The 13839-nt window shown below is 73.1% G+C and carries 11 protein-coding genes; 9 read left to right on the top strand and 2 right to left on the bottom strand.

Annotation, left to right across the window (positions count from 1 at the left end; genetic code table 11):
• Positions 1-24: 24 nt before the first annotated feature.
• The 6 genes from ACWD12_RS02780 to ACWD12_RS02755 all read left to right on the top strand — a co-directional run bounded on the left by ACWD12_RS02780 (position 25) and on the right by ACWD12_RS02755 (position 4904).
• Positions 25-195 (top strand): hypothetical protein, encoded by a 171-nt coding sequence (locus ACWD12_RS02780; RefSeq protein WP_358352755.1) that lies wholly within the window; start codon positions 25-27, stop codon positions 193-195.
• Between the two features lie 141 nt (positions 196-336).
• On the top strand, positions 337-1278 hold the full coding sequence (locus ACWD12_RS02775; protein WP_450098003.1) for an AraC family transcriptional regulator: 942 nt from the start codon (positions 337-339) through the stop codon (positions 1276-1278).
• A gap of 83 nt (positions 1279-1361) precedes the next feature.
• Positions 1362-2216, top strand: a complete 855-nt coding sequence (locus ACWD12_RS02770) for an arylamine N-acetyltransferase family protein (RefSeq protein ID WP_450098002.1) — start codon at positions 1362-1364, stop codon at positions 2214-2216.
• Positions 2217-2309: 93 nt separating this feature from the next.
• Positions 2310-3278 carry a prolyl aminopeptidase gene (gene pip / locus ACWD12_RS02765; protein WP_450098001.1) on the top strand — a complete coding sequence of 323 codons (969 nt, stop codon included), beginning with the start codon at positions 2310-2312 and terminating at the stop codon, positions 3276-3278.
• Positions 3279-3280: 2 nt separating this feature from the next.
• The gene (locus ACWD12_RS02760; protein ID WP_450098000.1) at positions 3281-4396 is read left to right on the top strand and encodes a winged helix DNA-binding domain-containing protein; all 1116 of its coding nucleotides are present in this window, start codon (positions 3281-3283) and stop codon (positions 4394-4396) included.
• A gap of 142 nt (positions 4397-4538) precedes the next feature.
• On the top strand, positions 4539-4904 hold the full coding sequence (locus ACWD12_RS02755) for a S24/S26 family peptidase (protein ID WP_358352745.1): 366 nt from the start codon (positions 4539-4541) through the stop codon (positions 4902-4904).
• 12 nt (positions 4905-4916) lie between these two features.
• Here ACWD12_RS02755 and ACWD12_RS02750 read toward each other — a convergent pair whose 3' ends face one another.
• Both ACWD12_RS02750 and ACWD12_RS02745 read right to left on the bottom strand, forming a co-directional pair.
• Positions 4917-5762, bottom strand: a complete 846-nt coding sequence (locus ACWD12_RS02750; protein ID WP_450097999.1) for a hypothetical protein — start codon at positions 5760-5762, stop codon at positions 4917-4919.
• A 196-nt stretch (positions 5763-5958) separates the two neighbouring features.
• On the bottom strand, positions 5959-6234 hold the full coding sequence (locus ACWD12_RS02745) for a hypothetical protein (protein WP_450097998.1): 276 nt from the start codon (positions 6232-6234) through the stop codon (positions 5959-5961).
• Between the two features lie 383 nt (positions 6235-6617).
• Between ACWD12_RS02745 and ACWD12_RS02740 the strand changes: the two genes are divergently transcribed.
• From ACWD12_RS02740 to ACWD12_RS02730, 3 genes are read left to right on the top strand one after another with little or no spacing between them, the layout of a single operon-like run.
• A complete protein-coding gene (locus ACWD12_RS02740) occupies positions 6618-7469 on the top strand; it encodes a DUF4132 domain-containing protein (protein ID WP_450097997.1) in 852 nt (283 codons plus the stop codon).
• Complete coding sequence (locus ACWD12_RS02735) at positions 7466-12622, top strand: hypothetical protein (RefSeq protein WP_450097996.1); 5157 nt, start codon at positions 7466-7468, stop codon at positions 12620-12622. Before ACWD12_RS02740 ends, ACWD12_RS02735 begins: the two co-directional genes overlap by 4 nt.
• Positions 12619-13809, top strand: coding sequence for an ATP-binding protein (locus tag ACWD12_RS02730; protein ID WP_450097995.1), 1191 nt, complete (start codon positions 12619-12621; stop codon positions 13807-13809). Before ACWD12_RS02735 ends, ACWD12_RS02730 begins: the two co-directional genes overlap by 4 nt.
• Positions 13810-13839: the final 30 nt, after the last annotated feature.

The following is a 13839-nucleotide window of genomic DNA, read 5'->3' as shown; positions in this document are numbered from 1 at the left end:
CGCTACCGGATCGTTGGAGGCGGCATGCAGCATATTGACGTCGACCTGGTGGGTCCGGCCTCCGCAATGGCGCACATCGTCGCGCGGCTCCGTGCGATGGAGGTCCTGGTCGAGGCCCGCGACGTGGTCCGCAACAGCGACAACCCGGAGTACGGCTGGTGCAGCATCACCGTCGCGGTGCCCGACGAGGAGTGAGCCCGAGAGCCTGCGCCGAGATCCGCGTCGAGACCCTGCACTGACGTCTCCACTGAGACGTTGCATCGGGACCGTGCGCGGGCTGAGACCGCCTATGAATTCTCTGAACTTATTCATATTCGCGCGTCTAGAATCCGCGGCATGGATGCACTCGCCGGACTGCTCGACGGCCCTCGCGCGCAGGGCGCCTTCCTGCTCCGCTCGCTCCTGGCCCCGCCGTGGTCGATGCGGATCCAGGACGAGGCGCCACTGACCCTGGTGTCGATGGTGCGCGGCGGCGCGTACATCGTGCCGGACGGCGGCCGGCCGGTCGAACTGGAGCCGGGGGACGTCGCCATCGTGCGCGGACCGGACTCGTACCTGGTCGCCGACCGCCCGGACACCCCGCCGCAGATCGTCATCCACCCCGGGCAGCGCTGCACGACGCCGGAGGGCGTCGACGTCGCCGAGCTCATGCACCTGGGCGTGCGGACGTTCGGCAACGACCCGGACGGCGGCACGATCCTGCTGACCGGCACGTACAACATGGAGGGCGAGATCAGCGGGCGCCTGCTCGCCGCGCTCCCGATGCTCGTGGTGGTCCGCGCCACCGAGTGGAACAGCCCGATCGTCCCGCTGCTCGCCGACGAGATCGTCAAGGACGAGCCGGGCCAGGAAGCGGTCCTGGACCGGCTGCTCGACCTGCTGCTCATCGCCGTGCTGCGGGCCTGGTTCGCGCGGCCCGAGGCGGAGGCGCCGGCCTGGTACCGCGCCAACAGCGACCCGGTGGTGGGCCGCGCCCTGCGCATGCTGCACGGCGACCCGGCACACCAGTGGACGGTCGCCAACCTGGCCCGCGCGGTCGGGGTCTCGCGCGCCGCCCTCGCCCGCCGGTTCGCGGACTTGCTGGGCGAGCCGCCGATGACGTATCTCACCACCTGGCGGCTCTCGCTCGCCGCCGACCTGCTGCGCGAGCCCGAGGCCACGATCGGCTCGGTCGCCCAACAGGTCGGGTACGGCAGCCCGTTCGCCCTCAGCACCGCGTTCAAGCGGGTGCGCGGCATGAGCCCCAAGGAGTTCCGGGCCCAGGTCGTCCGCGCCTGACCGCCCGCGCGCCACGCCCTGGGACGTCGCATCGCTCCCGAAATCGTCGGCTCCCGTCACCCGCTTCGCATAAAGTCCGGATCATGACGACCATGGACGTGCGCGGCTACCTGACCCGGCTCGGACTGGAGGACATATCCGGGCCGCCGTCGACCGAGCTGCTGTTCGCGCTGCACCGCGCACACGTCGAGCGGGTGGCCTACGAGGGCCTGCACGCGCAGCTTGGCCAGACCACGGGACTCGACCCCGCCGAGTCGGCGGCCCGCATCGCGGGCGGCCGGGGCGGCTACTGCTACCACCTCAACGGCGCTTTCGCGGCGCTGCTGGAACGCCTCGGCTTCGCGGTCGCCCGGCACCTGGCCGGCGTGCAGGTGCGTTTCGAGGACCCGCCCGGCGTGCTCGGCAACCACTGCGCGCTGACCGTACGTTCGGAGAACCGCGACTGGCTCGTCGACGTGGGCCTCGGCGACGGCTTCCACGAGCCGCTGCCGCTGCGGGCGGGCGTCTACGACCAGGGGCCGTTCTCGTACGCCCTCACCCCCTCGGACGTCGTCCCGGGCGGCTGGCGCTTCACCCACGACCCGCGCGGCTCCTTCCCGCGCATGGACTTCGCCCGCGAACCGGTGGCCCTCGACGTCTTCGCCGAGAAGCACGAGTGGCTGTCGACGTCGCCCGAGTCGTCCTTCGTCCGCACGTGCGTCCTCCTGCGCCGCGACGCCAAGGGCGTGGACTCCCTCGTCGGCTGCGTCCTCAAGCGCGTCGACGCCTCCGGTGAGGTCGTCGTCGAACTGGAGACCGAGCACGACTGGTACACCGCCGTGGCCGACGTGTTCGGCCTCACCCTCTTCGACATCGGCGACGAACAGCGCCACGAGCTGTGGGCCGCGGTCCACGCCCGACACGAGGCCCGAAAGTCCGCCCGGGACGTCGACCGGTAGCCGAACCGCCCGCCACGACGCGCGTCGGGCGGGCGGCGGCCCACGCGCTGGGTAGGGTCGACGGGGCCGGTCGGATGTCGGGAAGGTGGTCCTGTGAGGTCGTTCTATCCGGAGATCGAGCCCTACGAGCACGGCATGCTCGACGTCGGCGACGGCCAGAGCATCTACTGGGAGTTGTGCGGCAACCCCGACGGCAAGCCCGCGGTCTTCCTGCACGGCGGGCCCGGCGGCGGGTGCGCGGCGAACCACCGGCGGCTGTTCGACCCCGCCAAGTACCGCGTCCTGCTCTTCGACCAGCGCGGCTGCGGCCGCAGCACGCCGCACGTCAGCGGCCAGGACACCGACCTCGCCCCGAACACCACCTGGAACCTCGTCGCCGACATCGAGCGCCTGCGCGAACTCGTAGGCGTGGAGCGGTGGATGGTCTTCGGCGGCTCGTGGGGGAGCACGCTTGCGCTGGCGTACGCGGAGATGCACCCCGACCGCGTCACCGAACTGGTCGTGCGCGGCATCTTCACGCTGCGCGCGAGCGAACTGCACTGGTTCTACCAGGAGGGCGCATCGCAGCTGTTCCCGGACCTGTGGGAGGCGTTCCTCGCGCCGATTCCGGAGGCCGAGCGCGGCGACCTCATGGCGGCGTACCACCGCCGTCTCAACCACGAGGACCCCGAGGTGCGCGCCGAGGCGGCCGTCGCGTGGAGCGTGTGGGAGGGCTCGACCATCTCGCTGCGCCCGCGGCCCGAGGTGATCGCGGTGCACGGCGGGCGGGAGTACGCGCTCGCGTTCGCGCGCATCGAGAACCACTACTTCGTGCACAAGGGCTTCATGGACGAGGGCCGGCTCATCGCCGACGCCGGCAAGCTGCGCGGCATTCCCGGGGTGATCGTGCAGGGGCGCTACGACGTGTGCACGCCCGCCCGCACCGCGTGGGACCTGCACCGGGCCTGGCCCGAGGCGGAGTTCGTGATCGTCGACGACGCCGGGCACGCGTACGACGAACCCGGCATCCTCGACGCGCTCGTCACCGCGACCGACCGCTTCGCCGCCGGGGCGGGGGAGTGACCGTGGCCCCGGCCGCGCAACTCGGGATACGCGACCTCAACCGGGCCACCCTCGACCGGCAGCTGCTGCTGCGCCGCGAGGCGCGGACCTCGGCGGACACGGTCGAACACCTGGTCGGCATGCAGGCGCAGGCGCCGCGGGCGGCGTACGTCGGCCTGTGGTCGCGCCTGGCCGCCTTCGACCCGGCCGAGCTGGCCGGCCTCGTCGCGGAACGGGCCGCCGTTCGCACGGTGTTGATGCGCGGCACCGTGCACCTGCTCACCGCCCGCGACGCGGCGGCCCTCACCCCGCTGTTCCGCCCGATGCTGGAACGCGCTTTCTCCTACTCGACGTTCGCGAAGGCGCTGGACGGCGACGACCTCGCGGAGATCGCGGCCCGCGCGAGGGAGCTGCTGGCGGCCGAGCCGATGACCCGCAAGGAGATCGCCGAACGCCTGGGCGAGCGGTGGCCCGGCCGGGACCCGCAGGCGCTGGGCTACCTCGCGACGGACCTCGTGCGCTGCGTGCAGATCCCGCCGCGCGGGCTGTGGGACGAGGTCGGTCCGCCCACCTGGACACCGGTCGAGACGTGGCTCGGTCGCGAGTGCGACGCCGGCGGCACCTCGGTCGACGACCTCGTGCTGCGGTTCCTCGGCGCGTTCGGCCCCGCGTCGGTCAAGGACGCCCAGACGTGGTCCGGCCTGACGCGCCTGCGTGAGGTCTTCGACCGCCTGCGCCCGCGCCTGGCCGTCTTCCGCGATCCGGAGGGCAAGGAGCTGTACGACCTGCCGGACGCCCCGCGCCCCGGCCCCGACACCCCCGCGCCGGTCCGCTTCCTGCCCGAGTACGACAACCTCCTGCTGTCGCACGCCGACCGCTCCCGGGTGATCGTCGGGCGCCGCACGGTGCCGCTGCCGCCCGGACACGGCGGGTCGGCGGGCACGGTGCTCGTGGACGGGTTCTTCCAGGGCGTCTGGAAGATCGTGCGCGAGGGCGGCACGGCGGTGCTGCGCGTGGATCCGTTCGTCCCGCTGTCCGCCGAGGACCGCGGCGAGGTGGAGCGGGAGGGCCGCGACCTGCTGGCGTTCGCGGCGGCGGATGCCGGGGACTACGACGTACGGGTGACAACGCCGGGGTGACAACACCCGGGGTGGGCGGCGGAGCCGGGCCCAGGTCGTGCCCGGCGTCCGGCCCGTGCCCGGAAGGGCGACCCGTGGCGCCCGGGCGGGGTTCCGAAAAACCAGTGGCAGCCGCCGAATTCCATGCGGCAGTCTGCGGAGCATGGGCTTGCTGGATTCCATGGCCACGCGCGTCGCGGGTGGGGCAACCGTCGAGTTCCGTCCGAGCGGCACGTCGATGGCACCGCTCATCCACAGTCGCCAGCTCGTCTCCGTCGCACCGGTCGATCCGGCGAAGCTGGAGATCGGCGACATCGTGCTGGCGCGGGTCGCCGGCACCACGTACCTGCACCTGGTCTCGGCGCTCGACCGAGCGCGCGGGCGCGTGCAGATCAGCAACAACCGCGGCCGGGTGAACGGCTGGACCGCGGCGGCGCGTGTCTACGGCATCTGCGTCGCGGTCGACGGCCGGCGGTGTGCCTCGGCGACGTCCAAGGTGCGTACCGGCTGCGCGGTTCCGGCCGAGTGACCCGGCCGGGGGTCACCGGGCGCCGGTGAACCCCGGCAGTCCGCGGAACGCGTGCTGCCGCTTGATCGCCGACTTCTTCGGCATGCTCGGCATCTGGAAGGTCGGCGTCTGGAACGTCGGCATCGTGATGTCCGGGAACGTGAACTCCGGCATCGTGAACTCCGGCATCGGCGGGAGCTGGATGTCCGGGATCCGCACGTCCGGCACCTGCACCTCGGGCATGTCCGGCAGCGTCCCCGCACCAGCGGTGATGCCCGACAGCGAGCCCGTGATGCCGGAGACGCTACTCGTCAGCGACGACAGCGCGCCGTCCAGCAGCGTGGTCAGCGACTCCAGCACCTTGCCGAGATCGAGGCTCTTGACGGCCTCCAGGAGGGCGTCCAAGCCGAGGTCGGGCAGCGGCGGTACGTCCGCCCGGGCCTCGGGCGCGGCATCGCTCTTCGTGTTCCACGGGAACGCGGGCCGCACCGCGAGCGTCCAGGACTGTGTGTACTTCTGCGCGGTGGAGTGGGCTCGGACGGAGGCCACCGCCTTTTCCGCGGTGACCATGGCCTGCTTGAGGCGGGCGTCCAGCCGCGGGTCGGCACCGGGCACGCCGTTCCGGATCAGGGTCCGCATTTCGCCCAGCGCCCGGGCCGCCCGTGCGTCCGCCCCGGCCGTATCGGGCGCTGCCTTGGTTCCGGAGTTCTTTCCGGCATCGGCCCCTGCCTCGGCCCCGGTTCCGGTCGCGGCCGGCGGCACCGCGGGCTTCGCCGCGTCGGCCCCGTCCGCCGCGTTCGCGGCGGCTACGCCGCCCAGGCTGGTGGCTCCCAAAAGAGCGGTCCCCATCAAGACCGCCACAAGCTTCTTGCTACGCACGAGGGTTTCCTCCATCGGGCCGACATACATGAGCAAAACGTCACCCGACGCACAGCCGCACGCAATTTCTTGTGGGATTAATGAGGCAAATGGGTTGTCCGGTAGGCCGAAAGGGGCACGTGTCCCAACGGCTTGCGCCGACCCGCCGACGCTCCGAAAACGAGGTCGCCGACGGCCCGGACGCCTTCGCGCCGCCTCAGGACTCGTCGAGTACGAACACCAGTTCGGTGCCCGGCGGGTCGTCCGACGCCTGCTTCGCGGCCAGCGAATAGCCCTTGCTGACGGCCAGTCGGACCAGCATGTCGACGCGTACGTCGCCACCGTGCTCGGGGACGACGACCCGCGGCGAACCGTCGAACAGGTCCTCGTCGCGCCGGAGTTTGCCGCGCAACCGCCAGGCGGCGAGCACGAGCAGCCCGACCACGACCGCCGCGCCGATCAACGCGCCCAGGACCCGCATCGCGATCCTCACCCCCGAACCCTCGGGCGGTGCCGACTGGCGTCGGCACCACGAATCAAGCGTGGCGCGGCGGGTCCGCCGCGTCTACGCCCCACACCGAGGGACGCGGCTCGTTCCCCGGGGGTTCGCCGGTCGTTGTCGCCGGATACCGCTAACGTTCCCGCCATCCTGATCGCGGTCGCCGCCGCACCGGTGCCACCATCCCCTTGCCCCCGGCGGTTCCGGCCGCGAACGGCCGCGATCAGGACCCCGGACAGGCATGGCGATCAACGGGATCACGCCGGATCACACCGGATCACACGCGATCACCCGGGACCGGTCGGCTCGGTCGAGACCACCGGCGGTCGCCAACACGGGTCACATCGCGAACAACACACTCGGCGGGTGGTTCATTCATGAGTTGGGTCCAGGCCGGCGACTACGAAGTCGCTCTCGAGGAAGGCACCGTCGTGTGCCGCAACGCGGCGGGCAGGCGGCTGAAATCCGTACCGCCGAAGCTCTCCGACGACCCGGCGGTCGTCGGACTGCGCCAACTCGTGGAATGGCTGGAACGCCACGAGCGCGAGTGCGTCGCCGACGTCGAGCGCTGGATGGTCCGGTCGCTCGCCGTCCCCGCGCCCCTCGTCGCCCGCGTGTGGCCGGACCCCGCGTGGCAGCGCGTCCTGCGCGACCTCGTCGTAGAGACGGACGGCGGCGGGACCGGGTTCCTACGCGACGCCGACCCCGAGCGCGGCATCGGCATGGTCGACCTCGACGGCGACACCGTGCGCGTCGCCGCCCACGAAGTGCGCTTCCCGCACCCGGTCCTCCTCGACGACCTCGACGACCTGCGCGAGTTCGCCGCCGAACTCGGCGTCGAACAGCAGATAGGCCAGCTCTACCGCGAGGTGTGGCACAAGCCCGACGACCTGGACGCCGAGCGCACCTCGGTCGACGACTACGCGGGAGGCCGCTTCGACCAACTCCGCTTCCTGTTCGGTCGTACGACCTCGCTCGGCTACCAGGTACGCGGCGGACAGGCGGTGTGCCCCGTCCTGGAGGACGCCCGCGCCGTCGAGGCCCGCGTCTGGCTCGGCGATTTCGACCCCTACGAGAGCACCGAGACCGGCCCGCTGAGCTGGACCGACGCCTCCGGGAGCACGCTGCGCGCCGGCGAGGTCGGCCCCGTCGCGTGGTCCGAGGGCATGCGCATGGCCGCCGCACTGTACGCAGGACGCTCGACCGAGAAGCAGGAGGAGGCCGCGTGACCACCGCACCCCAGACGGCCGGCACCCCCGAAGGCGCCGCCGCGACCGGCACGACCGGTACGACCGCCGCGGACGCCGCCCGTGCCGCCGCACTCCTGGACGCCGGGGCCGTGCTCTCCACCGGCACCGCCTCCGGCGACGACGTCGACACGCTCACCGCCCGCACCTACCTCCACCCCGCGCTCGGCGACCGCGCCATCGTGCGGCTGGTGCCCGGCACGCTCGGCCCGGCCGAGGACCTCGCCCTCGACTTCCTCGGCCTCGCCCGCGACGGCGACGCCCCCGAGGTCGGCCAGGTGCGCCGCGAGACGCTCGGCTTCCCCGCATGGGCCCTGGTCAACGACCCCGCCAACGGCCACCACGCGCTCGCGCTCGTCCGCGACATCGAACGGCTCGACCGCCAGGCCCGCAACAAGCCCGGCGCCGCCAAGGAGGGCTTCGACCAGCTCGGCACCACGCTGGGCCGCGCCGTACCGCACTTCCTGCCCACGTTCTACGAGCAGGCCGCACGCATCTTCCTGAGCCACGAGAACAACACCTACGCCGCGACCTTCTTCGGCAAGGCCCGCGAGGCCGAGCGCGTGCACAACCTCGCCGTCGAAGAAGCCCGCCTGCGTGCCGTCTTCCTGGAGTTCGCCTTCGCCGGGGCACTCACCGCCAAGGCCCTCAAGGAGTACGCCAAGGACCTCTCCAGGCGTCTCGAACCCGCGGCCGCCTGGGCGGAGTTCCGCCAGCTCTGCGTCGAGCGCTGCGCCGCCGGCATGCCGCCGTACGCCGGCCTCGCCGAGGACGCCCGCGCGATGATCAAGGCCATCGGCGGCGGTGCCGACGCACAGGGCGCCGCCGAGCGCGCACTGCTCGCCGACCTGCTGCCGAGCCCCGCGATCGTGCGCGCGCCGCTGTCGTTCTGGAAGACGTTCGCGAAGTCCCTGACCGCGCTGGCCGAGGAGCGCGATGACGTCCGGGAACGGCTCCTGGAGATCTTCCCGACCCCGGGGTCCGGCGAAGCCGCCGACGTCGACGCGTACTGGCTCTCGCTGCTCCTGTCCGCCGGCTGCGACACGCTCCTGACCACGCCCGGCGCCCTCGAACACGGCAGGGCCGCCGCGTGGCTCACCCGGTGGGCCAAGCACATCGCCCGCAGCTGGCGCGGTCGTTCGCGCGACGCCGCCACGCTCGCCCTCGCCGAGCGCATGGCGCCGGTCCTGGCCGCGGAAGGCGTCGCGGTCAACCTGTTCGCCGGCTCCTGGCGGGGCGAGGCGTCGCCGGACCTCGTCGACATCTGCCTCGCCAACGGCGTTCCCCTGACCGACCCGGAGCAGGGGAACTCCATCAGCCTCGGCTCGTGGTTCGCGGACACCGCGCCCGGCCGCCGCGACCTGGTGGCCGCCGTAAACGACGAGCGCTACGCCGCCGTCCTGCGCAACGCGGTCGGCAACCTCGGCACCGAGGACGGCGGGCGCCACCAGACCGCCGCGGCCGCGCACCCCGTGCTGCGTGTGCTGCTGCACCAGTGGCTCGACGCCCGCGCCGACGAACTGGAGAAGGAGTCCGGACTCCCCGGCGCCGCCACGGCGCTCGGCCGGCTCACGGTGTTCCACCGCGTGGCGCTCGACGTCAACCCGGGCGTCGTCGCGCGGGTGCGGGACTTCCGCGTCGCGCCCATGCTGGCCCGTACGCTCCGCAGCGGCATCTTCGACGAACTCGCCTGGCCCGCACTGGAAGAGGCACTCGCCCTGATCGGCGCGGTGCCGGAGGGCCCCACCCCGGGCCTGACCGCCCCGGACAACGGCAGCGGCAACCAGCCGGTGGCCTTCGAGGTCTCCGAGGCATGGCCCGCACTGGTGCTGTCCACCGCCACCAAGGCCGTCGTGGTCGGTCCGGAGGGCATCCTGCTCGACCACGACCTGCGCATACCGGAAAAGCTCGACGACTGGAACAAGCCGAAGTACCGCTACGTGGACGGCGATCTGCTGGTCGTCTGGTGGCACGAGGACGGCTCGAAGGCCTACTGGTCGTCGCGCCCGGGCGAGGTCTTCGAGCCGACCGGCGAGGTGCCCGGACGCTGGGGCAACGAGTCCGCGGTCGTCTCGCTGCCGCACCCGGACGGCGGGCGTGTCACCGGCGGCCGCGTCCTGCACGCCGGCGACACCGAACTGCCCGTACGCCGCCCGGTCCTCACCGACGGTGTCGGCCACTGGGTACTCAACTGGGAGCAGCACCCCGCCCGCTGGTTCGAGTACGACCCCGCCACCGGCACCCGCGGCCGCGCCTCGCTGCCCGCGCTCTTCGCCGCCGCCGTCGAGGGCGACGGCACCGGTGAGGCCGGCACACTCGCCGCCAACCAGTGCGAACTGCTGCCGCTGCTGCCCGGACTCGAAGGCACCCCCTTCGGCACCGACGGCAAGCTCCTCGGCCGGTGGATCCGCATCGACCGGCACGCCGTCACCACCGGGTCCCCGGACGGCCACACGGTCACCCTGCCCGTCACCGAACGGGGCTGGAACGGCCACCCGAAGGTCACGCCCCTGGGCGCACTGCGCCTGCCTGGCGGCGCCCGACCGACCGTCGTGGCCGCCAACGACGGCATCGACCTGATGGCGGACGGCATCCGACTCGGCCAGGTCCCCACGTGGGCACGCGGCGGCTCGCACGCGGCGGGTACGGTCTACGCCCCCGGCCTGGCCTTCTGGCACGCCCTGCGCCCGCGGGACGAGGCCGCGTCGGCGGTCCTGCGCGGTCTCACCGACACCGACGCGGAAGCGCTCATCGCGGGTGCCACGGCCGAGCACGAGGCCTTCCGGGCCGCCCTCGCCGAGGCCGGCCCCGACCAGGTGGCGGTCGCCCGGGAACCGGTGCCGCTCGCCACCGTCGGCACCGTGCTCCCGGGCGTCGCGCATCCGCACATGGCGGCGGGCGTCGCGGGCATCACCCGGTCCGCCGGCGACCTGGCACGGCGCCTCGCACGCTTCGGCGAACCTCCGGCGGAAGCGGCGGCCGAACCCGAGGAGTACCGCCCGGACCACGGCAACGACGAGATCCTGAACGAGGCTTCGGCCGGCCTCGTGGAACGCCGCGGCTACCACTACGGCAGCTCGGCGTCCTCCTGGGCCGTGCTCAACCAGATCCGGGCCGTGGCCGCACTCCTCGAGGCCGGAAACCCCGACGACAGCGCGGATTCCGACAGCGGCACCGACACCGACACCGACGACGCGCCTGCCACGGGGGACGCCGCCGGAACCGCGGCCTCCGCGACCGTCCCCGCCCCCCGCGCGGACGGCTGGACGGTCGGCTACCTGAAGATCCCGTCGGGCGCCTTCGACTGGACGAGCGCCCTCGGCCGCGTCGGCCCGCTGCTGGTGCGCGCCGCGTCGCCGCTCACCTCGGCCGAGCACCGCGAAGGACTGCTCCTCCTCACCGAGGAACTGTCCGCGGAGGTGTTCCGACGGCCCGGGTGCCTGCGCCGCGTCACCATCTGCGCCGAGGAGCGCGGGGCGTTCAACGTCGGCGCCGTCCTGCGGCACGGCGACCGCGTCGTCATGGTCACCAGTGCGTCCGGCTGGGGCGCGGACCGGCGGCAGCACTGGACGGCGCTCGACTACGACCCGTCCGGCCGCTTCGGCGCGATCGCCGACGTCACCACGCACGACGAGCAGGTCGTCGAGCCCGTAGACGACCCCGCGCGCACCGACGAGTTCCTGCGCCTGCTCCGCGAGTCGGGCGCACCGCAGTGGCGCCCCGAGTCGGCCGACGCGATCGCCGACGCCACCGGCGCCCGCCGCGCCGAAGCCGTCCTGCTCCTCGCCGGCCTTCCGGCCATCAACGGGTACGGACGGGTGGGACTCGAACCCGCCCAGCGCCAGATCCTGGGCCTGAAGTCCACCGAGATCGGTGTTGCGCGCGATCGGCTGCGCATCCTGGACACCCAGGAGCGCCTGCGGCTGCTCGCCGCCCTCATCCCGACCGACCCCGCCGCGGTGTGGAGCACCGGGTTCGACACGGAAGCCGCCGCGGCGCAGTGGCGGCGCCAGTTCGGCGACGCCGTACGCCTGCCCGAGGACATCGCCGTCGAGGCCGTCGCCGCGAAGCTCGACGAATCCTCCCTGGAGATCGTCCTCAACCCGGAGTCGTACGCGGCGCTGACCCGCACGACGACCCAGCGCCTCGACAAGGACCGGAACCTCGTCGCCGACGACCCGGCCGCGCTGCCGGGCACGCACCTGCTGACCGGCAGCGTGCGGGCGATCTCGTGGCTCGCGTACCGGCTGCCGTACGGCCACCCGCTGCGTGCCGCGCTGCCCCGCGCGCTCGCCGCGCTGCGCAACCGCCTCGCCGACCCCGGGCTCCTGCTCGACCTCGGCGTCTCGTGGACCGAGCGCGGCGAGTTCACCTCGAAGGCGCTGCGCCTGGCCGAGGGCATGCCCGAGGAGGGCGGCGCCGACGCGGACGGCCTGGTGCGGGTCGGCGAAAAGATCGTGCTGACCCCGTGGTATGCGTCGGGCGAGCACGTCTGGGTCCGGGTCGGTGCCCTGGACGGCCCCGAAGACCCGGACCTGCTGCGGTTGTTCGCGCTCCGCGGTGACGCCGACCGACAGGGCGCCGGGGCAATCGCCGTCATCCTCGGCGACGCGCTGGAGCGCCTCGCGAACGTCGGCCTCGCGGGCAGGGCCGCGGACGACGGCGCGGAACCCGCCGTCGGATTCGCGCAGGACCCCTCCTGGTCGCTGCCGGACCTCGTCGAGGAGGTCGCCAAGACGCACGGCATCGACGCGGACGTGGCGACGCTCTACCTCCAACTCCTCGCGCTGCCCGACCCGACCGACCGCAACGTGGCGCGCTGGACCGGCTGGAAGCCCGCGCGACTGAAGGCGGCCCGGGCCGCGTTGGCCGCCACCGACCTGGTGGTCACCGCCAAGCGCACGCGCGCGTCGCGGAGCCTGTTCCTGCCGGGCGGCTGGCACGAACTGCGCCGCTCGCTGCCGCTGGAGACCTGGAAGGACCGCCTCTACCCGGTGCACGACAGGGGGGCGCTCATCCCGGACAGCCCCGTGACCGAGCTGTTCGAGGCCGCATGGCAGCGTGTCCGCGAGGGCGACGCGCCCGGCTTCGAGCAACTGGAGACCCGCAAGGCCCGGAGGGGGCGCCACCGATGAGCACGAACACGCGCACGAACACCCGCGAGAACCAAGGTCCTGAAGAGGTGACCGCGGACCCGGCGGGGCGGCAGGTGCAGCCGCCCGAGGACGCCTTCGCCGACGAACTGGAGTTCCTGGCCGCGTACGACACCGGGCCGCGCCCGCCGGCGTGGCGCCTCACGCCGCGCGCCGTCGTCACGTTCGTCGTGGGCAGCAACGGCGAAGCGCTCAAACTCGCCGACGGCTCCCGCTCGCTGACGATCAGTCAGAAATTCGTGGGAGAACGCGCGCTCGTGGAGCGCTGCGTGGTCACGCTCGCCGGTGAACGAGGGCTTCTCCTCGTCGGCGAGCCGGGCACCGCCAAATCGATGCTGTCCGAACTCCTCGCGGCGGCCGTCTGCGGCACCAGCGGCCTCACCGTGCAGGGCACCGCGGGCACCACCGAGGACCAGCTCAAGTACGGCTGGAACTACGCGATGCTGCTGGCTTCGGGGCCGAGCCGGGACGCGCTCGTACCGTCGCCGGTCCTGACCGCGATGACCCGGGGCGCCGTGGCCCGCGTCGAGGAGGTGACGCGCTGCCTGCCGGAGGTGCAGGACGCGCTCGTCTCCCTGCTGTCGGAACGCCGCATCGCGGTGCCCGAACTCGCCGGGACCCCGGACGGACAACTGCACTCCGCGCCCGGCTTCACCCTGATCGCCACCGCGAACCTCCGCGACCGGGGCGTATCCGAGATGTCCGCGGCGCTCAAGCGCCGCTTCAACTTCGAGACGGTCGGCCCGATCACGGACCTCGACGCCGAGACCGCCCTCGTCCGCCGCCAGGCCCGCGGCGCGGTCGAACGCGCCGGGGCGGCCTTCGCGGTCGACGACGCGGTGCTCGAGGCACTCGTCACCGCGTTCCGCGACCTGCGCACCGGGCGGAGCGCGGAGGGCTGGGAGGTCGAGCGGCCTTCGACGGTCATGAGCACCGCGGAGGCCGTGTCGGTGGCCGGCGCGCTCGGGCTGGCCTCCGCGTACTTCCCCGGCGACCGCGACGTTCTCAGCCTGCTGCCCGGCCATCTCCTCGGCGTGGTCCGCAAGGACGACCCGACGGACGCGGCCCGGCTGCTCGGCTACTGGGACGCGGCGGTGCGGCGCCGGGCCGAACAGGGCGCCGCGACCTGGCGCACCCTCTGGGACCTGCGGCATGTGCTCGAAGGCTGATGCACACACGCGCACAAGCACGTCGCGGAC

It is taken from the genome of Streptodolium elevatio (assembly GCF_053592165.1).
The sequence above is the reverse complement of the archived record's forward strand: the minus strand, read 5'-3'. Positions and strand labels throughout refer to the sequence as shown.